Genomic DNA, 24,022 nt, shown 5'->3' with positions numbered 1-24,022 from the left:
CGATAGCTCCTTAGAGTTTTAATTATATTATAAGTGGAAAAATTGCGCGATTATACAAAAAAAAAAAAAAACGCTTTACAATAGATCATAATCACATAGAGCAAAAAAGTGGATTTTAGGATTTGTGATTGAGCAGTGTTTTTATGGATCGCCACGCTCGTTGCACTCGCTCGCGATGACAGAGGGGGCAGCGTAGCGCAAGGCTCGCGATGACAGAAAAACGCCGCAAAAGTCTCAAAAGTGGATTCTAGGATTTGTGTGGATATGCGTGAAAAAGTGGATTCTAGGAACGCGCAAAATCTACACCAGCAAGCCGACTCCACCTTTGTCATCGCGAGACTTCCGCAAGGAAGTCGTGGCGATCCATAAATCCACGCAAGCTGATCCTTGATAGTGGCTAGGCTCTAGGCTCTATGGACTCTGGGTTGCTTTGTGATTTGGGGCGGGGGGCTAGCAGGATCGGCGTGCCGCTTAAGCCAAACTCTTTCCTAAGGCAATTGATCAAATACCGCTTATAGCTAAAGTGCAGGGATTTGGGGCGATTGCTGATAAGCGCGATTTGCGGGGGCTTGGTGGCGTATTGCGTGGCGTAGTAGATCTTGACAAGCTTGCCGCGATCGCTTGGGATAGGGTGGGTGCGCAGGGCTTTTTCTATCGTGGCATTAAGTCTAGCGGTGGGGATCCTAGAGGTGTAGTTATTATAGACTTCTAGGATTTTGTGCTTGAGATCTTTGATGTGTCGCCCTGTAAGTGCGCTTAGGGTCAAAAACGGCGCGTATTCTAAGAAGCGAAATCGCCGCAAAAACTCCGCGCGGATACTGCTAAAATCCGCGTGCGCTATATCCCATTTGTTCCACACGACTATGACGCCTAGGGCGTGCTTCTGCACAAGGGAGAAGATCTTCTCATCAAGCTCGACAAGCGGCGCGCTAGAATCCAGCACCAAAATCGCTATATCAGCTTGCTCTAGGATCTTGGTCGTGCGATCTAGGGCGAATTTCTCTAGGGACTCTATCTTGCCTTTGCGGCGGATCCCAGCAGTATCGACAAAGCGCAAGGTGTGAGACTCAAAGGTGATTTGCTCATCGACAGGGTCGATTGTCGTGCCAGCTTGCGCGCTCACTACGCTACGATCATAGCCTACAAGGGCGTTTAGGAGGGAGGATTTGCCGACATTGACGCGACCGATGATGCCCACTTGGATTGGGTCTTGGGGGGATTCGGCTTTTGGGCTAGAATCGCGGATTTCATCGCCTTGAGATGACAGATGAGGGACAGGAGAGTCGGCTCGCGATGACAGGGCGTTGCTAGAATCCGCGTTTATGCTGTCATTGCGAGCGGATTGAAAATCCGCGTGGCAATCCATAGTTTTTGCGGCAGTAGAATCAGCAGCATTGCTAGAATCCACTTGCGTGGATTTTGTGGATTGCCACGCTTTGTCTTGCGCCAAAGCTCGCAATGACGATGAAAAAGCTTCATCACTAGAATCCGCGTTTGCGTTTTTGTCAAAAGTGGATTCTAGGGGTTGGGCTTGTTTTGTAAAGCCGCTTTGGGATTCTAGGATTTGGGCATTTGCGTTGTATGTTTGGGATTCTAGCTCACAAGCAAAATCCCCCTTAGAAAAGTTGGATTCTAGGGCTTCTAGCAGCTCCTCTTCCATATCCTGCTCCACCTCCTTCACCGCTGGGAAAAGTGCCGCCTCTATCGCGCGGAGCAAAATGCTTATGCCGCGATTATGCGACACAGAGATGAAATACATCTCCCTTGTGCCAAACTCCGCGAAGTTGTAGCCTAGCTCCTTTTGTGAGTCATTATCGATTTTATTGACCACAAGCAGGGTAGGGGTGGCTTTGTGCAGGGTGAAAAAGAGCTTTCTATCTTCTTGCGTGGGGAGCTGCTTGCCATCGACTAGGTAGATGATGAGGTCTGCCGCCTTTGCCGCTTGCTTTGCCTTGTCCGCCACATTGGAGAATAGCTCATCGCTTCTATCTTCAATGCCGCCGGTATCGACTATGCGCACGCTTTGGTCGTTGTGCAAGGTGATGTGCGTGGCGTTGGTATCGCGCGTGGTGCCTGCGATATGGGAGGTTATGGCTATGCGGCTCTTTGCCAAGCGGTTAAAGAGAGAGGATTTGCCGACATTTGGTCTGCCGATGATAGCGATAGTTTTCATAGTGTGCCTTTGGGTGCTTTGGTCATTTGGTGCAAATCATAGCAAAAAGCCCATTAGATTCTACTATGCTTAGAATCCACGCTAGCTATAAATACTATAAGACAATCGCGCAAAAAACACAAGATAAAACGCAAGCCAAAAACGCAAGCCAAAAAGGCAAGATAAAAGGCAAGATAAAAGGCAAGATAAAGCAGCAAGGAAAAGTAGCAAGAGACAAAGCCCCTAGCGCGCTTGCGCTAGGTGATCTAGGGGGAGCCTAGATCTTAGATCTTAGAAGTCGTATCGAGCTTGGACAAATGCGATCAAGCCGTGCTTGACTTCGATTGTAGAAGCGTTAGAATTATCGCTGTCTTGCCCTAGCACACCGCCATAGTAGCCGATCTGTGGTGTCAGCCTAAAGCCCTTGTCAAATTTGATAGGGAGCTGTGCCATTACCATATATGTTTGAGCAGCTGCGGTCTTTTGGTTGCTTATGCTGCTGATAACTGAAGTGTATTGATAGCCTAGACCTAGCACACCACTTAGCATATCAGAGAATTGATAGCCGCTCTCTGCATAGATACCTGCTCTATGGACATTGCTAGCTACTGACATATTGCTTGTGATCAAATCACTATGCTTGTAGCCGCCATCGTTGAACTTTGTTGCTTGCTCATTGTAGAGATCGCCATTCACACCATAGTGGAGCATACCGGAGAAGAAGAGCCTTTTATCCATAGCTTGAGACTTAAGCGCGGCAAAGATGTGGAACGCCGAGCCGCTGCCATTTAGGAAGCGACCTTTTGCTAGTCCATCATCACCCAAGCCAAGGCTACCTTTATTGAAGTATTTATAAGCACCACCGACTTGGAAGTCTAGGGTTTTATCTTCGTTTTGGTAGTTGTAGTTAGCAGCGATGCGTGGGATAGTCTCGCCTCTTTGGACTTGCGCATCGATCACTGTGGGTTGGTCGCTTACAAGCCCGATAGAAAGCCCCGCGATAGAGTAAGTAACTTGGAATCGGCGGTTTGCGGTGTTTGGACCACTGAAGCCTTGATGCCCTTGGTCAGTGTTTGACACATCAGAGGAGAAAGAAGATTTAGCTACTGATGGTGAGTCTGCCTTACCAAAGAGTAGGGTCCCAGCCGAGCCAAATGTATAAGATCCCCACATTTGGCGGAAGCCATCAGTCTCGCTAAGTCCTAGCTCAGTTTGCGCTTGGAAGTTTCCTACTTTGGCTTTGACACCTAGGCGAGAGTTTGTCTGCAAGCCGTAGAATGCCCCGCCATAAGGACCATACCCGATAGATGAAGTTGTAGAGCCATTATTAAGCGTATCTACCCCAGCGGCAGCAGCTCCATACCCCACATAGCCGCGCACAGATCCATACACATCGACGACTTTGTCATCTTCATCGATCACCTTGTAGGCAGACACTTGAGAGAGAGCGGCACTTAGCACAGCACTCACGAGAAGCAGTTTGTTAAAACCTTTCATAAAAACTCCTTTAGATTATTTAGCAATCACTTGCTGGTGGGTAGTGTAATATATTTTTTGCAAAAATCCACACAAAATTTGTAAAAATCTTGTCAAAGATTACAATTTGTTTAGATTTCTGCGATCTTGGCAGGTGCTAGAGATGTGGCGTAGAAGCGGCGTAGATAGGGGAGATCTAGCCTAAAAGCTACGATATGCTACAATGCGCTATCTCTCTATCAAGGCACTATTATGGAAGCGACAACGGAAGCGACAATCGCACTTTTAGCCAAGCATAATGAGCTAGAGATCATCGATACACCGCTAGATATTTACCTAGAGATCCCGCAGCTTGCCTACATCGAGGCAAAGAGGGCAGATGGCGGCAAGGCACTGCTTTTTACCAAACCTATGCGCGGGGAGGAGGCTTGTGCGATGCCGGTGCTTATGAATGTCTTTGGCTCTTTTAGGCGTGTGGAGCTTATCGCCACTAAAACGCCAGAAGCAATCGCCACAAGGATCAAAGACCTCCTAAATCTCGCCCCACCAAAGGGGCTAAAGGGACTGCTAGCTGCGTTTAAGCGATATAGTGTGCTGCGCTTTGCTATCCCAAAATATGTGAGCAAATCAAGCGCGCAAGAAGTGCGCTACCTAGGCGAGGAGGTCGACCTCTTCAAGCTGCCGATTTTGACCACTTGGGAGGGGGATAGCGCGCCGTTTATCACAATGGGGCAGGTCTATACGCAGAGTCTTGATGGGAGCAAGAAAAACTTAGGGCTTTATCGCTTGCAGGTGCATTCACGCAATGAGCTAGGACTGCACTGGCAGATACATAAAGACTCTACGCACTTTTTCCACGAGTATAAAAAGGCGGATAAGAAAATGCCTGTAACAATCGCGCTTGGCGGTGATCCGCTCTATACTTGGTGTGCGCAAGCCCCCCTGCCACACGGCGCGTATGAGCTTATGCTCTATGGGGTGATCAAAGATAAGCGCGTAGAAGTGGTGCGCTGTCTCACAAACCCTTTAAGCGTGCCATCTAGCGTGGATATAATCATTGAGGGCTTTGTGGATACTTCGCGGCTAAAAGATGAGGGACCATTTGGCGATCATACGGGCTTTTACACGCCTATTGAGAGCTATCCTGTGCTAGAGATCACGGCTATCACGCATAGATCTAGCCCCATTTACCCCGCGACCATTGTGGGCAAGCCACCGCTAGAGGATAAGTATATGGGGTATTTGACAGAGCGGGTGTTCTTACCACTGCTGCAGACAAGCGCGCACGGACTGCTAGACTACAATATGCCAGAAAATGGCGTGTTTCATAACCTTATCCTAGCAAAGCTTTCTCCACAATACCCCGGACACGCGCGGCAGCTTATGCACGCATTTTGGGGGGTGGGGCAGATGAGCTTTGTGAAGCACGCGATATTTGTGGGCGAAGATGCCCCGGAGCTTGGGGAGTATGAAAAGGTGCTTAAATATGTGCTAGATCGCTTTAGTGTGAAAGGGATCGTGCTAAGTGAGGGCGTGTGCGATGCGCTCGATCACGCAAGCCCACAATACGCCTATGGCGGCAAGCTGGGGCTTGATGTGGCGCAGGCGGAGCTGGTGGAGGGGGTGGAGAGGGTGAGTGATTGTGAGCTGCTAGGTAGGCTTAATCTTGCTTTTTCTGGGGGGGATTCGGTCTTGGGTAGGCAATGCGGCAGTGTTGGCGTTTTTGCGGAAGGCACGAACGCCAAGTTCGCTAACCTTCCACAAAAACGCCAAAGCTCCCACAGCCCCACCGCAATTCCTAGAATCCTAGAAGAAGAAAACCAAGTCGAGTGTGAAACCTCCTGCCGCGAGCAAACTGCCCTAGAATCCACTTTTGAGCAAAGCTACACGATCCCCACCGCAACTCCTAGAATCCTTGAAGAAGAAAAAGGGGCTGGGTGTGAAAAATCGCCCCCCTCGTCATTGCGAGCCGATTTATCGGCGTGGCAATCCACAAACTCTACCAACACCCTAGAATCCACTTTTGATAATCCCACCACAAAAACGCACAAAGTGGATTCTAGTAATGATTATTCTGCTACCGCAGAACTTATGGATTCTAAAGAAACATCGGCTAACGCCGAGCGGTATCCCTTGTTTTCTAAAGAAGCTACGCTTTGCCACGCGGTGCAAGCACCGCTCGCAATGACAGCAAAAAATGCCGCAAGTGAAAACGCAGTTTCTATGGGTGATGAAACAATCTCCCTAGTGCGCCAATATGGCGTGGAAGCGTGCGTGCCTATCGCTATCATTGGACTAAATTCTATGAGACACAAGGCAGAAGGTGCGATCACACTACAAAACTTCGCGCGTGCGTGCAGCGACTTAAGCGATGTGATGAGGATCGCGATCTTAGTTGATGCGTGGAAAAATGACTTAGACAACCCCTATATGCTTGTGTGGCGTATTGTCAATAATATCGATGCCAAGCGCGATGTGCTGATCCAAGGGGAGCAAGTATTCATCGATGCAAGAGATAAGCCAGAGAGTCCCGCGCACCCAAGGGCTTGGCCTAAGGAGACAGACTGCTCAAGGGCGGTGATTGAAGCCCTTAGGGCAAAGGGCTTTAGGATTGATGATGAGCTGCTGCACCGCTACCATATCTGCGGCTCTCCAAAGACCAAAGATGTGTAAAAGTGGATTCTAGCGATGAAGTCCAAAATTTAACCAACTCGCAGGCGGCAGGATTTTCTAAAGAAACTTCGTTTTGCGATGATTTTCTAAAGAAACTTCGTTTTGTGGGTTGCGCGTGGCGAGGTGTGGGCGAAGGGATTTACCTAAGCGGAGAGCCAAGCCCCCGCCGCAGACTCCCGCAAAAGCGCGCAAAACAAGCGAAGCGAAGTTTCTTTAGAAAAGCGCAACGCCCAAAGCGCAATCTCCTACAAGCAGGTATAAAATGGCTTCTATGACTTTTTGCGATTCTGGTTTCAATGCGCGTGTGCCACAAGCCCAGCACGAGTGCAAAGGCTCTAGGTTTTTGGGCTTTGTTGTGCGTGAGAGTGCGCTAGAATCCACTTTAAGCGAGCTTAAAGGCTTGCACCCAAAGGCAGTGCATTTTGTCTATGCTTTGCGTGCGTATCAAGGGGGGCAGATTATCGAGCGCAGTAGCGATGATGGCGAGCCTAAGGGCAGCTCTGGCGTGCCGGTGCTCAATGTCTTGCGCGGGTGGGAGATGATTGATAGCGCGGTGGTGGTGGTGCGATATTTTGGCGGGGTGAAGCTGGGTGTGGGCGGGCTTGTGCGTGCCTATACCAAAGCTGCCAAGCTTGCCCTAGAGTCTGCCAAGGAGCTAGGCGAGATCGTGCCATACATAGAGCGCGGGGAGAGGGCGGTGTGTGTGGGATATGGCGAGCTTAGGGCTATGCACTATCGCGTGAAAAAGCTAGGGCTTAGAGTGGTGGGGGAGGAGTTTGGGCAAAATGCCGTAACACTCCATATACAAGGCGATCTAGCCGCGCTGCAAGAGCTAGAGTCCTAGCAGGGCGCGCTCATCTGGGCTCAAATCGCCTTGGTCGCTTAGGTAGAAGTATTTGCGCAGCACAAGCAGATTGCAGGCTTCTTCTATGCGCGGATTTTGGAAAGCTTGGCAGTAGGTGTTGGCATTGTGGATAATCTCCTTTGCGTCTTTTGGGTGGGCGATGAAAAACTCCAGCAAGGCATCAAGATTGCCATAGTCATCATCAAGCAGAGCGTAATGCACATTTGCCTCTAGCTTTTCTTCCATAAACCAGCTTTCATAGCGCGGCTTTGGCATTATGCAAAGACTATTGCTCCCTAGGATCCACTTTAAGTTGCTAGCTACATCATTGCCCTCTAGGCTTAGGAGAAATTTATAGTGTAAATGCTCTGTTTTAGGGACTTTGGGCGTGGTGAATTCTGGGTGCTCGCTCACTGCGCCTGTATGCCCAATGTCGCAGAGTGGGTGGGAGAAATATTGGTGCAAAAAGCGGCTTCTATGCTCCTGCGGACACGCCCCACGGAAAAAGAGTAGGTCGCGCTTTTTGTCATAGGGGATAGGGTCGTGGATAAAGCTGAAGTGGCGGTTTTTTTCGAGCTGGAGGAGGATGCTGTTTTCTTGCGTGGGCGTTGGGTTTTGGCTGGTTTGGGCGTTGGCTTTTTGCGAAAAAGCGGGGAGTTTGTGGCTCGCTTCGTCGATAGACACCCAAGTCTTATCTCCTTGCTCGCCACTGCACAACCCCGCTTTTTCATCAAAACAAGGGATACCGCTCGGCGTTAGCCGATGTTTCTTTAGAAAAATCCTTCCGCCTGCAGCGTGGTTATCAAACACGCTTTCAGTTTTTTCGTTTTGCGGTGTTTCTATATTTTGAGCGTTTTCCCTAGAATCCACTTTTGATATTTCTTGCGTGTTTGTAGAATCCACTTTTACATTTGCGGCGTTGTTTTCTGTCATTGCGAGCGGTGCTTGCACCGCGTGGCAATCCATATTTTTTGCGCTAGCAGAATCATCACTCCTAGAATCCTCGTTCGCGGATTTATGGATCGCCACGCCGATTTCATCGGCTCGCAATGACAGAAAAGAGGCGTTAGGGCTAGAATCCATTTTTTCGGTTTTTTCAAAAGTGGATTCTAGGGCGGTGGTTTTGTTTTCAGTTTGTTTTGTAAAGCCACTTTGGGATTCTAGGATTGATTCTCCGTAAGTATCCTCGCGGCAGGATTTTTGCGCTAAAAATGGGGCTTTGCAAGGGCAGACTTGGGATTTACCTTGAGTGGTAATGAGCGCAGACTCGCCGAAGCAATCGCCATTTTTAGCCAAAAAGCCAACGCGCCCTTGTCCCGCCCCCCCCCTAACTGAATGTATCGGTCTCGTCTTAGTAATCGCCGGCGAGCTAAGATAATAATTCACATCGCTAAATTCATAATTCCACACAAAATGATCTGGGAAGTAGCGCGTCCATTCATAAGAGTCATAAAAATACACGCTAGAGTGCTCTTTGGTGAGTTTATTATCGCGCAAAGCCCCAAAGTGCGGCGGCACGATCGTATCGCGCACAGGCTTGTGGCTAGGCAGGGCAAAGGGCTGCGGGCTAAAGTGGGAGTTTAGCTTATGGTAGTGAGCTACACGCAGGGCGATAGTCTCTAGCGTGGCGCGATCTAGGGTAAAGATTGCTTGAATCTTGGAGCGTAGCAACGCTTGGGGGATCGCTCGTGGCAGGAGCATTCTGTATATGCCTTTTAGATTGTAGAGGATTTTTGCGCCCATTTTGACTCCTTATTTTTTGTTTAGCATTGCATAGTAGCCACACGCCACGCACACAAGCAGGGCAAATGGCACTAGCACGCCCACTTCTGGCAAGACTACACCTGTGATAGAAAACTGACTAAGTGAAAAAAAGCTCCCCCACACAAGCAAAGCAAACACGATAAAGGCAAATCCCAGCAAGTAGAGATTCCCATAGCGTGCAAGGCTTGGGATATAGTAGGTGATGATGATCGCCACAAATGGCACAAACAGCGGCACAATGATAAGCGCGTAAAGCACCGCGCGGATCTTCTCGCTGCCGATTTTCTGCTCCTTTAAAAGCTGCAAAGATTGCAGGGCATCAACGATAGAAATCGATGGCTTTGCTTGAGAGAAAGAGTCTAGCACCTTTGGGTTGAAGTTTTTGAGTATGGGGAGCTTGGAAAAGGTCTTTATCTCTAAGCCCTTGCCTCCTAGCTCCCAAAGCTCTGGCACATCTTGGGTAATGGCATTATAAAGGATCCAATGCTCATCTTCAAACACGGCGTTTCTGGCTTGCGTGAAGCGCGTGAGATTCTGGCTAGGATCTAGCCCAAAGATGCGGATATTGCTCGCTTGGCGGATAAGATTGATCGAGCCAAAATAGACATAGTCGTTGTTGTATTTGACAAAGAGATCTGTCGTAGGCGCGCTAGAATCCTTGGCGAAAAACTTCTCCACCTTTTCTTGCGCATAGGCAAAGGGCGTGGCATTTAGCCCAATATGGATACACGAGATAAGCACACTTAGCAGTAGCACCGGGCGCAAAAGCGTGCGCTTTGAGTAGCCTAGGGCGAGCAGGGCGGTGTATTGATTGGTCTTGATCAAAAACAAATAGCAAATCGCCATAGCAAGTAGCAAGGAGATGGGCAGGGTGAAATTCATCGCGTATAAAAAGTCATAGACAAAAAAGAGGATCAAAAGATTGGCAGAATCGGCAAAGTGATCGATATACTGCAAGCTATCAATACTCACAAAAAACAGCCCCAATGCTAGGAAAATCACCACAAAATAGCGCAGGTAGGAGGAGGCGATGAAGAGAAAGAGTCTAGTGGGCATAGTTAGGACTTTGCGTGGGTGTTGGGTTTTCTTGGGTGGATTCGGCTTTTGGGCTAGAATCGTGGATTTCATCGCCGCGCTGTGTCGATAGACACTCGAGTCTTATCTCCTTGCGCGGCTTGAAAAACCCCGATTCTAGCTCCAAAATCCTAGAATCCTGTGCCGAGTTGGTTAAATTTTGAACTTCATCACTAGAATCCACTTTTTGTAATCCTGCGTTTTCATCAATGCCTACGAGATTTTTATCAAACACGCTTTCAGTTTTTTCGTTTTGCGGTGTTTCTATATTTTGGGCGTTTTCCCTAGAATCCTGTGCCGAGTTGTTTAGATTTTTTGCTTCATTCCTAGAATCCTCGTTTTCACTAGCGGCATTATTTTCTGTCATTGCGAGCGGTGCTTGCACCGCGTGGCAATCCACAAATTCTGCGCTAGCAGAATCATCACTCTTAGAATCCGCTTGCGCGGATTTATGGATTGCCACGCCGATTTCATCGGCTCGCAATGACAGAAAAGAGGCGTTAGGGCTAGAATCCAACTTCACACTAGAATCCACTTTTTGTAATTTCTGTATTTTTTGTGCGTTTTTATCAAAAGTGGATTCTAGGGTGTGGGTGTTATTTCTATGGATCGCCACGCCTTGCTGTCGCAAGTCTCGCGATGACGATAAAAAGGCTTCATTACTAGAATCCACTTTTTGCTGTGGCGATTCAGCTTTCGGGCTAGAATCGTGGATTTCATCGCCTAGCTCACGCGATAGACGCCCAAGTCTTATCTCCTTGCGCGGCTTGAAAACAAGCGAAGCGGTGCAAGGCGGGGGCACGCAAGCAGGTTTCTTTAGTAAAAGCCCCGATTCTAGCCTCGAAATCTTAGAATCGCTGGGGCTTATCTCTAGCGTTTGTTTTGCCGCCTGCGGCGTTTTTTCACTTGCGGCATTTTCCCTAGAATCCTTTGCTTGCTCGTTGAGAGTTGAGACATTTTCAAAAGTGGATTCTACATTTTTCACATTTGGGCTAGAATCTAGAGGGAAGAATAAGGCTGATTTAGTCGCTCGCGTGGCTATGGCGTGTGCTTGAGATCTGGGGCTAGGGTGCTTGCTTGCTGCGGATTGACTCTTTGTAGAATGGCTAAAGTGGCTTTGTGTGGCGGCAAAATCCCTTGTGATGATGAAAAATAGCAAGCCCCTCACGCTTTTATCAACAAGCTCCATTAGCGTGGTGTGCGGTAGCGTGAAATCCCCTAGCACAAAGTCTATCACCTGCTTGTGTTTGGGGATTTGTGCTTGGTCTTGTGCGGGGGCTTCTTTGATCCCAAAGCGCAAGCGCACATAATCCTGCCGATGCAGTGCGCTATCAATGGACTTTAGCCCATTGTGTCCGCCGCTACTGCCGCCAAGCTTGTAGCGGATCGTGCTAAGGGGGAGGTCTAGCTCATCGTGGGCGATACAAAGCTGATTGATTTTGTAAAAGCTTGTGATAGCAGCGATGGAGCTGCCTGAATGATTCATAAAGGTCTGGGGCTTTGCGATATGGATATGTGGGGCAAGCGTGGCGATATGCGCGTGAAACCTACTTGTATCGCGCATTTCAAGCCCCAAGCACTCGCACAAGCGATCGATGATGATGAAGCCGATATTATGGCGGTTTTGGGCGTATTTCTCGCCCGGATTCCCAAGCCCAGCGATGAGTAAAGGACCCTGCTTTTGTATTTGTGGGAGATACTCTGCAAGCAAAGATCGCGCGCTGCCTCTAGAGATGGGCAGGCTTTGTATTGTGGAGATTAGGTGCTTTGTGTGTGCAGGCATAGCCTACCTTGTGGGCAAGGCTATTTTGCTTTGATACAGCTAATGACAGCGACAGATTCGTTCTCGGTGATTTTCACGCCATCAATTTGCGGGAGATCGCGCACAAGGATAGAGTGCCCCACATCAAGCGCGCTTACATCAAGCGTGTAAGATGATGGGAGATTTTCTGGAGCGGCTTTGACACGCACGCGCTTTTTAGCGATGAGTATCACGCCCTTGTTTTTCAGCCCCACGGCTGTGCCTTGTGCTTGCACGGGGATTTTGTAGTTTGCTACCACGCCCTTTTGGGCTACCATAAGATCGATATGCAAAATCGTGCCATACACGGGGTCTTTTTGATACTCTTGGATCACGACATCAAGGGTCTTGCCACCGACTTTGACAGGGAAGACTAGAGAAGTCTTTGTCTTGATCGTGCGGATAAAGTCATTGATCTTAAACGCGCAGTGGATATTCTCCACACCTTTTGCATAGATATTGGCAATTAGATAGCCATCTTTCCTCAAGGCTTTTGCATTTGCCTTTGAAATACTCTCTCTAATTTGTCCTTCAAGCATTCTGTGTCCTTTGCAGTGAAATAAGCGCGGATTGTAGCGATAGTTTGCTTAAACTTCCTAGAATGCGCGGTAATAGTAATGCAAAAAGTGGATTCTAGTAGGCGGTAGCAAGCTTATGCTAGCTAGGCTAAATGCCTAGCACTTTTGCCCAGACCCTGCCATCAAGCCTTAGCTCCATTGTTACTTGGCAGATCCCTTGCTCGCACGCGCTCTCGCGCACTTTGGCACCTCGTATAAGGGCGTTTAGCTTTGTTTTGATACTAGAGTTTTTTAGCATCATATTTTGCACTGTGTCATTGGCGTTTAGCTTGATCCCATACATCTGCTCACCCAAATGCCTATACGCATCGATGATCGCTGCTCGCTTGGCAAGGGCTACTGCTTGGGCTGGGGAGCAAGACTCATTAGGAGCTACGCCGATCCCCACTGCCTCTATCTCAAGGACATCTTGCTCTGGCACAGAGACAACGGCTGGATTCTCATAAGCAGGGGTCTCAACGATAGCGACATTAGTATCTTCTTGCTGTGTGCTGGCTTGCTCAAGATCTGGGGCGGGCTTGCTCTTTGCAGCCATTAGCGTGCAAGCACTTGCTAGATATAGGCTTGCGACTATGGATAGCGCGCGTGATAGGGCGCGATTGTTGTGGTTTGTCATTGGATCTCCTTACATATAAGTAATGCTAGCTATATCGACACGGCGCGGATAATTTTAAATGCGCTTAGGGGGGTGGATTGGCTAGCTTTGTAAAGAGGCTTTGTAAAGGGCTTGGCTTTATGCTATGTCTTATACTATGGATTCTAGGGCTAGGATTTACAGAGCTTTACAAGAAAAGCTGCTAGAATCTAGCCTATCACATATCAAGGAGCAAAAATGCTGTCAAAAGATATTGTTACCTATGCGAAAATGCGCTATGAATTGCGTGCGTATCTCACCTTTCTTTTCACACAAAATATTAAAAACTTTATGCCAGAGCCTAGCTTTGAAGTCGTGCTAAGTGGGCTAAAACGCATAAAAGATGAGATTAAGGTCTTTGATGCGATGTATATTTTGGATAAAAATGGCACGCAAATGAGCGATGTGCTACAAAGCAATGGTATCATCGAAAATACGGGGAAAAACTTCTCAAATCGTGCCTACTACTATGAAGCATTAGATGAGCAGCGATGTATCATCACAAATCCCTACCCCTCAAAGATCGATGGCAATCTTGTCGTAACGGCTGCCTATCCTGTGTATAATCAAAGCCATGAGCTGCTCTTTGTAGTGTGTATTGATATTCATCTGCGTGATGCGCTTAAAATCAGCTCGCCCAATCGCTTGTTTCACATTTTTTCAATGCTAAGTGTGGGAATGTATTGCGTGCTTTCACTCGCGCTTAGTTTTATCGCTATCTTGCTTGTGGTAGAAGGGGTGGTAAGGTTTTGGTCAGAAGATATTTTGCAGTTTCAAAGCTTTGATATTAAAGATATTTTTGAATCTACGATTTTGCTGACCCTTGCCCTAGCGATTTTTGATCTAGTCAAAGCGATTTTTGAAGAAGAAGTGCTAGGCAAAAATGTCGGTAGAAGCTACACCGTGCATAAGACAATGATCCGCTTCCTTGGCTCTATCATCATAGCCCTTGCCATTGAAGCCTTAATGCTTGTGTTTAAATTCACCTTTTCAGCTCCCGAGCAGCTACTCTATGCGGTGTATCTCATCGGTGGCGTGGCGTTTTTGCTCATAGCTCTTGCCATATATGTGAAGTTTGCCTATGGGGTCAAAGACGGGAAGAAACTCTAAATTTATTTGAAAAATAAAGCCCTAAAAGGAGCGTATTTAAAGGGTTGTGCTAGAGTTTATGCCAAATTTACTAGATAAGGATTGTAATGTTAGAGCAGCTTCCAAAGATTTTAGAAGAGAGTAGAAGGCAGGTGGAGAGGGCGTTGAACTCGCCGCTTAAGTTAAGGGCACAGCTGAGTGAGATAGTCTATCCTAATGCCAAAGATGGTGCGCTTTTTAGCTCAGTAGTGAGAGGGGATTGCGTTTTGCTTGGTGGGGATTCGGCTTTGCGCGATAAATCTTTGAAAGCTTTGCCGCGCGGTGTCGATAGACAACCAAGTCTTATCTCCTTGCGCGGCTCGCAAAGCAAAGATTTCTCATCGCAAATCCTAGAATCCCAAAATGGCTTTACAGAACAAGCTGAAAACAAAACCACCGCAAATCTTAGAATCCTTGAAGAAGAAAATCGGGGCGAAAGTGACAATTCTACCCACGCAAATGCGGAGGTGTATCCACTACAAATAATTAAATCTTATGAACTTTTACATACAAGACTTTTGAAAATAACATTGATTAAGATTAAGGAGGCTTAACATTGAAACAAATTCATTTAGCAACAACTTTTAGCGGTATTGGTGCGGTGGAACAAGCATTTAAAAGGCTTAAGATTCCACATAAAATTATTTTTGCTGGGGATATTTGCCCTTTTGTCAAAAAAAGTTATTTTGCAAATTATGAGCTAGATGAGACACATTGGCATAACGATATTACAGAATTTAATGCAAAACCTTATAAGGACAAAATAGATATTTTAGTAGGTGGCTCACCTTGTCAAGCCTTTTCTATGGTTGGCAAACGCAAGGGACTAGAAGATGCTAGAGGCACACTCTTTTATGACTTTGCTAGAGTGATTAAAGAATGTAAGCCAAAAGTTTTTATTTATGAAAATGTAAAAGGACTTTTAAGCCACGATAGCGGTAAAACTTGGGAAATCGTGCAAGAATGCTTTAATAAACTAGGCTATAAAATCTATCATCAAGTGTTAAATGCAAAAGATTATGGAATCCCGCAAAATAGGGAGCGGATTTTTGTCGTTGGCTTTAAGGACAAAAAAGCAAATTTTTCTTTTCCTAAACCCATAAAGCTACAAAGCACAATGCAAGATTTTTTAGAAGATTATACAGATTCTAAATATTATCTTAAAGAAAAGGGCGTGAAGTTTGTAACAAAGTCTAAGAATAGATTGAAGCAATACACGCAGATTAACGGCAAGGTAGCATTGTGTCAAAGAGCAAACCAGCAGTTTAATTGGCACGGAGATTTTGTGTTTGAAAGTGCAGAATCTTTGGAAGCCGATGAGTTTATTTTTAATGTAAGTGAAGTAGAAGAAAAGTATTATTTAAGTGAAAAAGTAAAAAATTATGTTTTAGCTGGTGGAACAAAAACATTTAAAACTAGCACAAAAACAGATTTAGAAGTGGCAAGACCACTTTTGCAAACTATGCACAAAATGCACAGGGCGGGAGTAGATAATTATGTAACGCATAAAGGTAGAATTCGTAAATTAACGCCTAGAGAATGTTTAAGGCTTATGGGCTTTGCTGATGATTTTAAAATCGTAGTGAGCGATATTCAAGCATATAGACAAGCGGGAAATAGCATTGTTGTTAATGTGCTTAGTGAGATTATTAAAGAAATTGATTTTAAAAAATAGGAGGCAATAGATGTTGCGAGACTTTACAATAATAGATACAATGGAAAAAATTACAATCGCAGATAGTTTTATAAAAGGCAAAAATAAAATCGGTATTGGACACGGAGAATCTAAACTTTATATAGGACAAATTACTGATGACCATACAATGCAATTTTTTGATATACAAAAGCAAAGAGGCAAGGAATTTAAGTGTTTTGTTTTAAAAAAGGATTTGTTAAATTATTTAGATGATATTAAAGTAGAATATTTCAATCCAACACAGGAATATCAAAATAAACTTGAATTGCCAAATGTTTGGAAAGAACGATTTTTGAAAGTTAGCTCACTTGATGAAGTTTTATATTTTACGCTCAAAGATCAAGACCAGCTTCAACCGCCTAGAATTTATTTTAACACCATAGAAAAAGATAAAAATTATAATCTTATTAGAGAAGTGGCTTTAGCAAATATTAGTTATCTTTCTTGCCTTAAATTACAGAACAAACATAGTAAAGAAATTGTTTATTATTTTAGGATTTTTGCAGACTTGAGCTATTTAAGCCTTGCCAAAGAAGAAGAGAATATTTTAAGTTCTATCAATAATAATGCAAATATTAACACGCAAGAAAAAGAAAAAATTTCTAATGCTAGAATAGGACAAGGAAAATACAGAGAAGGACTTTTAAACGAATGTCCTTTTTGCCCCATTACTATGGTTAGTGATGATAGATTGCTTATTGCAAGTCATATTAAACCTTGGCGAATGAGTAATGATTTTGAGAAAACTGACCCGAAAAATGGATTTATGCTAACACCACATATTGACTTTCTCTTTGATAGAGGATTTATAAGTTTTTCAGATTCTAAACAAATGCTACTTAGTCCGTGGATTTCAAAAGCAACTTATAAAAATTTGGGTTTAGTAGGATCTAAAGTTTATCCTAACCTTGCTGTTAGTGGTAGAGAAAAATATCTAGCCTTTCACAGAGAAAATATTTTTAAAACTTAATACTAAAAGCACAGCTATAAATACTATAAAATTCTATCAAACTATAAAAACAATATTTCACATACTTAATGGAAAAGAGAAAATATTTTTTAAGCAATGGAGATATGCAAAGCCTTTGTAAAAATACTAGATTCTAGTAGGTGTGGATACTAAAGAAGCTACGCTTTACCACGGCGCAAAATCTCGCAATGACAGAAAAAGAGGCGTTTGCACTAGAATCCACTTTTTGAAAATGGATCGCCACGCTCACTGCACTCGCTCGCGAGTGAGAGAAAAGGCGCAAGGTGTGAAAAGTGGATTCTAAGAGGGTGATTTTTATCACCGCTTTGGGATTCTAAGATTGCGCGGCTAGAATCGTGGCTTTTCAAGGCTTGCAAGGAGATAAGACTTGCGGTCTATCGACACAGCGAGACGCAGAAATCCGCGATTCTAGCCCGCAAGCTGAATCCTTTGAAAAAGTGGATTCTAGCGATAATGCCCTTTTTCTGTCATTGCGAGCGGATTGAAAATCCGCGTGGCAATCTACTCTCTATACTAGAATCCACTTTTTCTAAAGAAGCTTTGCTTTGTGCTTTTTGGCGTTGTGTCAAAAGTGGATTCTAGGATTTAGTGCTAGGGCTGCTTGTGGGGTTGTGCCATAGCTTGGGCTTCTAGCTCTAGGAGCTTGTCGTAATTTCTCTTGCTGCACTCTAGCAGCTCATCAAACTTAAAGCCTAGCATAACAATGCGGTAAAGATTAGGCTTATGCTTTTTCCAATTATAGAGTGTTTTAGTATCAATGCCCAAAATCCCCGCCATATCACGCTGGGAGAGCTGCTTGCTGCTTGTAGCCTTGGTGGTGCGTGGCGTGGGAGTCTCTAGCGTGGGGCTTGGCATAAGCGACCTTCATTGAATTTTTGCAAGGATATAAACTCTTAGCATAAAAATAAACAAAGTAATATTTACTTGATATATTACTTTTATAGGTAATTATTACTGATTATTAAGTGTAGTTAAAACTTTTTACCGATACACTCCCAAAGGATTTTGACAAGGCGCAGGGCGCAAATATAGGGCAAAGGTGCGGTATGAAAGTAGTGATTCTAGCTGGTGGGCTTGGGACAAGGCTCGCAGAAGAGACGGATATAAAGCCAAAGCCTATGGTAGAGATCGGCGGCTATCCTATTTTGTGGCATATTATGAAGCTTTATGGATTCTATGGGTTTAATGACTTTATTATCCTAACAGGCTACAAATCCCACATCATTAAAGAATACTTCACAAGCTACACTATGCGATATAGCAATGTAACCATCGATCTCTCCACAAACTCCCTGCAAATCCATAGCAGCAATGCCGAGCCTTGGAAAATCACCATACTCTACACCGGACAAGCAAATATGACAGGCTCTAGAATCCACCAAGCAAGAGACTATGTAGGCAATGAGTGCTTCGCGCTCACTTATGGCGATGGGCTAGGGGATATTGACTTACACGCGCTGCTAGATTTTCACAAGAAGCACAAAGGCGCGGTAACGATGACTTCTGTGCTACCTGAGGGGCGATTTGGCGCACTGCACTTTGATGAGAGTGGAGATAGGGTCAGCTCATTTTATGAAAAGCCTAGAGGTGATGTGATGAGCGGAAATGCGATGAGCAAAGATACTAGCGCGCAGCAAGGCTGGATCAATGCTGGGTTTTTCATCTGTGAGCCTAGTGTGTTTGAGTATCTCTCAAGTGATGAATCTTGTATCTTTGAGCAAGAGCCACTGCACAATCTAGCTGCTTCGCGCAATCTCTATGCCTATAAGCACTATGGATTCTGGCAGTGTATGGATACTTTGCGTGATAAGCATAAGCTTGTAGAGCTATGGAGCAGCGGCAAAGCTCCTTGGGCACTATGGCAGCACACCACCACAAAGGACTAGTATGGAACTACAACGCAACGCAAGCGAGCTTACAGGGATTCTAGGGGCGGAGAAAATAGAGCTTCTGCAAGCTATCAACAATACAGCCAAGTGGCGCAGCTACCGCGATACTTACGCCAAAGCGCAAAAGCTAGAGGTGCTTACACCCTATCCCTTGCAGATAGATTTTGAGCTCAATGCTACTTGCAATCTCGCCTGCCCTATGTGCCCGCTATCAATGGAGCATAACGCAGAAAAATCCCATATCAATTTCCCCTATGAGCTGTTTTGCAAAATCATCGATGATGGCGTGCCAAAGGGCTTAAAGGCGATCAAGCTAAACTACCTAAATGAGCCACTGCTGCGCAAGGATTTAGAACGCTTCATCACCTATGCCAAAAAGGCGGGCGTGCTTGATGTGTATTTCTCTAGCAATGGACTTTTGCTAAATGAAAATCGCATACGCTCTTTGGTGGATTCTGGGCTAGATCGCTTGCAGATCTCTATTGATGCTAATTCCAAAGACATCTATGACATTATCCGCCCGGGTGGGGACTATAAGCGCGTGGTAGAAAATGTCCTAGCTCTTTTAGCCTACAAAAAGCAAAGAGACTCGCTAACACCGCTTGTGCGGGTGAATTTTGTCCGCACACAGCGCAATGAATTTGAGCTGCAAGATTTCCTAGCATTTTGGCAAGATAAGGCAGATATGATCGGCGTGCAAGAGATGGTGCTACCCACGAAATCCAAAGAGACCATACGCTCCAAAACCACGCAAAAAAAGCATAATTTCTCCTGCTCCTTCCCCTATAAGCAGCTTGTCATCACTGCCGAGGGCAGTGTGCTGCCTTGCTGCACCTTTTGGGGTGAGAAGCTAGCTTTAGGCAATATCCTAGAGTCTTATAAGCAAAATGGGCGCGTGGATATAGAGGGCTTCTGGCTAGGGGAGAAAATGCAAGAGCTTCGCGCCTTGCATAAGGCAGGGGGATTTGCGAAAAGTGCTATTTGCAAGCAGTGTGTGCTAGGGGCAGTTGATGAAGCCTAGCCTAGAATCCACTTTTGAAAACGCCCAAAATGTAAGCGAGCTGCAGGCGGCAAAAGTGGATTCTAAAGAAAAAATGGATTGCCACGCCACTGCTAGCGCAGCGGCTCGCAATGACAGCACACAAAACGCTTACACAAGCATAAGCACCGCTTGCAATGGTGATGAAAACAGCCTTTGTGAAAAAGTGGATTCTACAAACGCACAAGAAATATCAAAAGTGGATTCTAGGAACGCGCAAAATCTACATAAGCAAGCTGACTCTACCTTTTGTCATCGCCACGACTTCCGCAAGGAAGTCGTGGCGATCCATAAAGGCGTGAAAGCGGATTCTAGGAGTGATGATTGTGCTAGCGCAGAATTTGTGGATTCTAAAGAAACATCGGCTACGCCTAAGCGGTATCCCTTGTTTTCTAAAGAAACTTCGCGTTGCTCGTTTTCTAAAGAAACTGCGTTTTGCGATGACAAGCAGCCAAACGATTCTAAGAATTGCGGTGGGGCTTTGCGGGCTTTGGGGCAGTTTGGGGGTGGGAGTTACCTAAGCGGTAATGACTGCCCCCAAACTGCCCCAATCGCGTCAAATTGCTCGCCCAAAGCTGAATTGATCGCACCCAAATTTCATATCTTTTTTAACGCCTCCACCCCCTACCTCAAATATCTATCCGTGCTTTTGCATAGCATTGTAGCCCACGCCAATGCCGCTGATAGCACGCCTTTTAGCTTCCATATTTTGCTAGATTCTAGGGGCTTTGATGAATATAGCCCCCAAGAGCTAGCCAAGCTACCTGCCCTAGAATCCTTGCTAAATAGCGTGCATTCTTGCGCGATTATCACGCACGATTGCGCCGCGCTTTTAGATACCTTGCCTGTGGAGGTAAATCCCTCTCGCGTGATTTATAGCAGGCTATTTCTCGCGCGTTTTGTTGATTTGTGTGTGGAGAAGTGCTTATATCTTGATGTAGATATGCTAGCACTTGGGGATATAAGGGAGATTTTTGCAAATGATTTGCAAGACTCTATCATCGCAGTAGCAAGAGATGTAGTAAGCACACAAGCCCCACTACCAGCCAAAGATCGCTCCAAAGCCCCCTATGTCTTTGGCAAAAAGCACTGCTACTTCAACTCTGGAATGATGCTAGTCAATCTCCCCAAGTGGCGTGCGTGCAAGATCGAGCAGCAGGCATTGGCATTTTTGCAAGCATATAGCCCTATATACTTTGATCAAGATGTGCTAAATGCCATAATTAGCGATCAAATCACCTTGCTTGATATATGCTGGAATTTTCAAATGCAGTTTTATAATCAATATAGATTCTATGAATACCGCATAGCACAAGGACTATCACGCACCAATCCCCTAGCACAAAGCTTTCATAATAGAAAGCTTATCCACTATGTCTGCGAGCCAAAGCCGTGGGACTCCCCCTATCTCGCGCTAGATTCTACGCATTTGCCGATGTTTGGCTATGAGCGTGCGATCTGGTGGGATCTAGCGCGGAAAACAAAGCCCTTTGCCAAAGAGCTTATAGAGCTAGAATCCAGCTTTGCAAGCACTGTGCTAGAAGGCTACGCCCACGCACTAAGCAAGGACTTGCAAGCAATGCAGCTGCGAGTGGATAAAATCATAGCCCTACTCAAAAACCCTCTAGGCTTTGTGTATCGCGCGTGCAAGGCGAGATTTACACAATAATCTCTTGCAAAGCTACTTGCTAGAATCTAGCAGGGCTAGCTCATCTGCCACGCTTGCTTCAAAGCTCTCCCTAGGCTTAATCAGTCTCGCCCCATCAGCATAAATCCCCACTTCTGCTGGGCGCATTCTGGCATTATAGGTGCTAGCCATAGAGTAGCCATACGCCCCAGCATTGCTAAAGCCTAGCAATGCGCCATTGTGCAAGGGGGGCAGGGCGATATTTTTGCAAAAGGTGTCGCTGCTCTCACACACAGGTCCTACAATGTCAGCTTTTGGCATTGGTTTTGGCGTTGCATTTGAGCGATAAATCGTGGATTCTGCGGCGCGGGCTTGCTCATTATCGCCTAGATAAATCCCTTCGCCCGCGCCTTGAAAGCCACGATTTCTCATCTCAACTGCTGCCGCCTGTGGTTTTTTATCAAACACACTTTCTGCATTTTTCTCCAAAATCCTAGAATCCTTTGCTGGCTCGCTTAGAGTTGTGGCGGTGCTAGAATCCACTTTTTCTAAAGAAGCTACGCTTTGTGCTTGTGAGTTAGCGGAAGTTTCAAAAGTGGATTCTAGGGGTTCTACTTTGTGGGCGTTTTGCTTAGAATCCGCTTTTTTGTTTTTTGTGCTTGTGGATTGCCACGCCACTGCTGGTGCAGTGTCTCGCAATGACAATGAGACGGAGGTTTCACACTCGGCTTGGCTTTCTTCTTCTAGGATTCTAGGAATTCTAAAGAAACCTGCTTCGGCTTCGCCTTGCACCGCTGTCGCTTGTTTTCTAAAGAAGCTTCGCTTTGCGGTGGGGCTGTGGGAAAAAGTGGATTCTAGGGCAATATCCTCGCGGCAGGATTTTTCTAAAGAAACATCGCCTGTCGGCGAGCGGTATCCCTTGTTTTGAGCTAAAAATGGGGCTTTGCAAGGCGATTCAAGGGATTTACCTTGCGTGGTAATGAGCGCAGAATCGCCGCCGCAATCGCCATTTTTAGCCAAAAAGCCAACGCGATCACTACAAGCCGAATTCTGTAAAATGATAGGCTGATGATATGCACCATACAACGCCGGTCTCACAAGATCATTCATACCCGCATCGACAATGACAAATCGCTTTGACTCTGTGAGCTTTTGGCTAATGACTCGCGTAAGCAGCAGCCCGCTATCGCCCACAATCCTTCTGCCCGGCTCGCAAATAATAGTCCAATCACAGCCACTAAGCGTGCTTAAAATGCCTTGCGCATAGCTATATAAATCAATGGGTTTTTCATCTTCATAGCGTATCCCAAGCCCTCCGCCGATGTCAAAAAAGCGCAAGTTGATCCCTAGGGCTAGCAAGCTGCGCGCAAGATCGGCGATCTTACGCGCAGCTTGGGTGAGTGGCTCTAGATCTGTGAGCTGACTACCTATGTGAAAATGTATCCCCACAGGCTCTAAAAATGCAGATTTATGGGCGTAGAGATACATTTGCTTGGCACTCTCCATATCCACGCCAAATTTGTTTTCGTGTAAGCCTGTGGAGATGTAGGGGTGGGTTTTGGCGTCGATATTGGGATTGACACGGATAGAGATTCTGGCTTTTTGTGTTTCTGGCGTTGGCTTTTTGCGAAAAAGTGGGGAGTTTGTGGCTCGCTGCGTCGATAGACCGCAAGTCTTATCTCCTTGCTCGCCACTGCACAACCCCACTTTTTCATCAAAAATCCTGCCGCCTGCGGCGTGGTTATCAAACGCACTTTCAGTTTTTGCACTTTGTGGCTCGCTCACATTTTGGGCGTTGCCACTAGAATCCACTTTTTTATTTGCGGCGGATTTTTCCAAACCGCCCTGTTTTTCTTCTTCAAGGATTCTAAGAATTGCGGTGGGGCTTTGCGAAAAAGTGGATTCTAGGGCAGTTTGCTCGCGGCAGGAGGTTTCACACTCGGCTTGGCTTTCTTCTTTAAGGATTCTAGGAATTGCGGTGGGGCTTGCGTAGTTTTTTGGGGATTTACTAAAGAAACCTGCTTCGGCTTCGCCTTGCACCGCTTCGCTTGTTTTGGGGGCAGAGCTAGACTGATGGTCTGCGGTTGCCTCCAAATCCCCAAAATCTGCGGAATGACTACCCAAAGCCGAATCCACGAGCGATTTAGCTATCGCCTCTACACGCTTTAGCTCCTCAAACGACTCCACATTGATAAACAAAATCCCAAGCTCCAATGCTTCTTTTATCTCATCATCTTTTTTGCCCACACCAGAGAAGATGATTTTATACTTAGGGATTCCAGCTAGCAGTGCGCGCTTGACCTCGCCGATCGACACGCAGTCTGCCCCGCTGCCAAGCTCGGCTAAAAGGCGCAGGACGCTAAGGTTGGAGTTTGCTTTCAATGCGTAGCAAATAAGCGATTTACGCGCGTTAAAGGCTTGCTTAAAGCTAAGAAAATTGCGCTTGATTTGCTCCATATCATAGACATAAAGCGGTGTGCCATAAGTGCGTGCTAGCTCTTGTAGAAGCTGGATTCTCTCAGGGCTAAGGTGGCTTTTTGCAGTCATTATCTATCCTATTTGGTAAAACTTTGTGGCTATGCTACACGCGTAATGTTGCGAGTAAAACGACAAAAAATAAGCTAAAATTCTACCAAAATTATGAAAAGTTAGGTGT

The 24,022-nt window shown here is 45.9% G+C and carries 22 protein-coding genes and 2 pseudogenes; 12 read left to right on the top strand and 12 right to left on the bottom strand.

The window, feature by feature from the left end; genetic code table 11:
- Window positions 1-50 precede the first annotated feature (50 nt).
- Together NYG90_RS04170 and NYG90_RS04165 are read right to left on the bottom strand one after the other, a co-directional pair.
- Window positions 51-332, bottom strand: a complete 282-nt coding sequence (locus NYG90_RS04170) for a hypothetical protein (protein WP_285264736.1) — start codon at window positions 330-332, stop codon at window positions 51-53.
- A gap of 65 nt (window positions 333-397) precedes the next feature.
- A complete protein-coding gene (locus NYG90_RS04165) occupies window positions 398-2,173 on the bottom strand; it encodes a ribosome biogenesis GTPase Der (RefSeq protein ID WP_285264735.1) in 1,776 nt (591 codons plus the stop codon).
- Between the two features lie 29 nt (window positions 2,174-2,202).
- On the opposite strand from NYG90_RS04165, the gene NYG90_RS04160 reads away from it, so the two are divergent.
- Entirely contained in the window at window positions 2,203-2,433 is a 231-nt protein-coding gene (locus NYG90_RS04160) for a hypothetical protein (protein WP_285264734.1), read from the top strand.
- 10 nt (window positions 2,434-2,443) lie between these two features.
- On the opposite strand, the gene NYG90_RS04155 is transcribed toward NYG90_RS04160, so the two are convergent.
- A complete protein-coding gene (locus tag NYG90_RS04155; protein WP_285264733.1) occupies window positions 2,444-3,649 on the bottom strand; it encodes a hypothetical protein in 1,206 nt (401 codons plus the stop codon).
- A 231-nt stretch (window positions 3,650-3,880) separates the two neighbouring features.
- Here NYG90_RS04155 and NYG90_RS04150 point away from each other — a divergent pair.
- The 3 genes and pseudogenes from NYG90_RS04150 to NYG90_RS04140 form a co-directional block, all read left to right on the top strand.
- Window positions 3,881-5,290: pseudogene (locus tag NYG90_RS04150) on the top strand (menaquinone biosynthesis decarboxylase); the annotation flags it as partial.
- A 1,013-nt stretch (window positions 5,291-6,303) separates the two neighbouring features.
- Window positions 6,304-6,576: a hypothetical protein gene (locus NYG90_RS04145; protein ID WP_285257030.1), complete on the top strand. Its 273-nt coding sequence runs from the start codon at window positions 6,304-6,306 to the stop codon at window positions 6,574-6,576.
- Window positions 6,564-7,145: a YigZ family protein gene (locus NYG90_RS04140; RefSeq protein WP_285257029.1), complete on the top strand. Its 582-nt coding sequence runs from the start codon at window positions 6,564-6,566 to the stop codon at window positions 7,143-7,145. Before NYG90_RS04145 ends, NYG90_RS04140 begins: the two co-directional genes overlap by 13 nt.
- On the opposite strand, the gene NYG90_RS04135 is transcribed toward NYG90_RS04140, so the two are convergent.
- The 5 genes from NYG90_RS04135 to NYG90_RS10590 form a co-directional block, all read right to left on the bottom strand.
- The gene (locus NYG90_RS04135) at window positions 7,134-8,888 is read right to left on the bottom strand and encodes a glycosyl transferase family 90 (RefSeq protein WP_285264732.1); all 1,755 of its coding nucleotides are present in this window, start codon (window positions 8,886-8,888) and stop codon (window positions 7,134-7,136) included. The genes NYG90_RS04140 and NYG90_RS04135 overlap by 12 nt on opposite strands.
- Window positions 8,889-8,897: 9 nt before the next feature.
- Window positions 8,898-9,965: an LptF/LptG family permease gene (locus tag NYG90_RS04130; RefSeq protein ID WP_285264731.1), complete on the bottom strand. Its 1,068-nt coding sequence runs from the start codon at window positions 9,963-9,965 to the stop codon at window positions 8,898-8,900.
- Window positions 9,955-11,766 (bottom strand): aminoacyl-tRNA hydrolase, encoded by a 1,812-nt coding sequence (pth, locus tag NYG90_RS04125; RefSeq protein WP_285257025.1) that lies wholly within the window; start codon window positions 11,764-11,766, stop codon window positions 9,955-9,957. The genes NYG90_RS04130 and pth overlap by 11 nt, the downstream gene beginning before the upstream one ends.
- A gap of 20 nt (window positions 11,767-11,786) precedes the next feature.
- Window positions 11,787-12,323, bottom strand: coding sequence for a 50S ribosomal protein L25/general stress protein Ctc (locus NYG90_RS04120; RefSeq protein WP_115012158.1), 537 nt, complete (start codon window positions 12,321-12,323; stop codon window positions 11,787-11,789).
- Window positions 12,324-12,450: 127 nt separating this feature from the next.
- Window positions 12,451-12,978, bottom strand: coding sequence for an LPP20 family lipoprotein (locus tag NYG90_RS10590; protein ID WP_115012157.1), 528 nt, complete (start codon window positions 12,976-12,978; stop codon window positions 12,451-12,453).
- Window positions 12,979-13,194: 216 nt separating this feature from the next.
- On the opposite strand from NYG90_RS10590, the gene NYG90_RS04110 reads away from it, so the two are divergent.
- The 4 genes from NYG90_RS04110 to NYG90_RS04095 all read left to right on the top strand — a co-directional run bounded on the left by NYG90_RS04110 (window position 13,195) and on the right by NYG90_RS04095 (window position 16,790).
- Complete coding sequence (locus tag NYG90_RS04110) at window positions 13,195-14,106, top strand: PDC sensor domain-containing protein (protein ID WP_285257024.1); 912 nt, start codon at window positions 13,195-13,197, stop codon at window positions 14,104-14,106.
- Window positions 14,107-14,192: 86 nt separating this feature from the next.
- The gene (locus tag NYG90_RS04105) at window positions 14,193-14,678 is read left to right on the top strand and encodes a hypothetical protein (protein WP_285257023.1); all 486 of its coding nucleotides are present in this window, start codon (window positions 14,193-14,195) and stop codon (window positions 14,676-14,678) included.
- A 2-nt stretch (window positions 14,679-14,680) separates the two neighbouring features.
- Window positions 14,681-15,799, top strand: coding sequence for a DNA cytosine methyltransferase (locus NYG90_RS04100; RefSeq protein ID WP_285257022.1), 1,119 nt, complete (start codon window positions 14,681-14,683; stop codon window positions 15,797-15,799).
- 10 nt (window positions 15,800-15,809) lie between these two features.
- Window positions 15,810-16,790, top strand: a complete 981-nt coding sequence (locus tag NYG90_RS04095; protein ID WP_285257021.1) for an HNH endonuclease — start codon at window positions 15,810-15,812, stop codon at window positions 16,788-16,790.
- 133 nt (window positions 16,791-16,923) lie between these two features.
- Here NYG90_RS04095 and NYG90_RS04090 read toward each other — a convergent pair whose 3' ends face one another.
- Entirely contained in the window at window positions 16,924-17,112 is a 189-nt protein-coding gene (locus NYG90_RS04090) for a hypothetical protein (protein ID WP_285257020.1), read from the bottom strand.
- 34 nt (window positions 17,113-17,146) lie between these two features.
- On the opposite strand from NYG90_RS04090, the gene NYG90_RS04085 reads away from it, so the two are divergent.
- Window positions 17,147-17,296 (top strand): hypothetical protein, encoded by a 150-nt coding sequence (locus NYG90_RS04085; protein WP_285257019.1) that lies wholly within the window; start codon window positions 17,147-17,149, stop codon window positions 17,294-17,296.
- Between the two features lie 106 nt (window positions 17,297-17,402).
- Here the strand turns inward: NYG90_RS04085 and NYG90_RS04080 are convergent, their stop codons facing one another.
- The gene (locus NYG90_RS04080) at window positions 17,403-17,588 is read right to left on the bottom strand and encodes a transcriptional regulator (RefSeq protein WP_115012365.1); all 186 of its coding nucleotides are present in this window, start codon (window positions 17,586-17,588) and stop codon (window positions 17,403-17,405) included.
- 269 nt (window positions 17,589-17,857) lie between these two features.
- Between NYG90_RS04080 and rfbF the strand changes: the two genes are divergently transcribed.
- The 3 genes from rfbF to NYG90_RS04065 are packed head-to-tail and all read left to right on the top strand — an operon-like array spanning window position 17,858 to window position 21,408.
- The gene (gene rfbF / locus NYG90_RS04075) at window positions 17,858-18,697 is read left to right on the top strand and encodes a glucose-1-phosphate cytidylyltransferase (protein WP_285257018.1); all 840 of its coding nucleotides are present in this window, start codon (window positions 17,858-17,860) and stop codon (window positions 18,695-18,697) included.
- A gap of 1 nt (window position 18,698) precedes the next feature.
- Window positions 18,699-19,721: a radical SAM/SPASM domain-containing protein gene (locus NYG90_RS04070; protein ID WP_285257017.1), complete on the top strand. Its 1,023-nt coding sequence runs from the start codon at window positions 18,699-18,701 to the stop codon at window positions 19,719-19,721.
- Window positions 19,711-21,408, top strand: a complete 1,698-nt coding sequence (locus tag NYG90_RS04065) for a glycosyltransferase family 8 protein (protein ID WP_285257016.1) — start codon at window positions 19,711-19,713, stop codon at window positions 21,406-21,408. Before NYG90_RS04070 ends, NYG90_RS04065 begins: the two co-directional genes overlap by 11 nt.
- Before the next feature lie 12 nt (window positions 21,409-21,420).
- Here the strand turns inward: NYG90_RS04065 and NYG90_RS04060 are convergent, their stop codons facing one another.
- Both NYG90_RS04060 and NYG90_RS04055 read right to left on the bottom strand, forming a co-directional pair.
- Window positions 21,421-21,798 (bottom strand): hypothetical protein, encoded by a 378-nt coding sequence (locus tag NYG90_RS04060; protein ID WP_350338546.1) that lies wholly within the window; start codon window positions 21,796-21,798, stop codon window positions 21,421-21,423.
- 633 nt (window positions 21,799-22,431) lie between these two features.
- Window positions 22,432-23,913 (bottom strand): annotated as a pseudogene (locus tag NYG90_RS04055) (type III PLP-dependent enzyme domain-containing protein); the annotation flags it as partial.
- Window positions 23,914-24,022: the final 109 nt, after the last annotated feature.

The sequence above is a fragment of the Helicobacter zhangjianzhongii genome (assembly GCF_030249855.1).
In the GTDB taxonomy this organism is placed as follows: Bacteria; Campylobacterota; Campylobacteria; order Campylobacterales; family Helicobacteraceae; genus Helicobacter_B; species Helicobacter_B zhangjianzhongii.
Note: the sequence above shows the minus strand (reverse complement) of the source record. Positions and strands in the feature narration are given on the sequence as shown.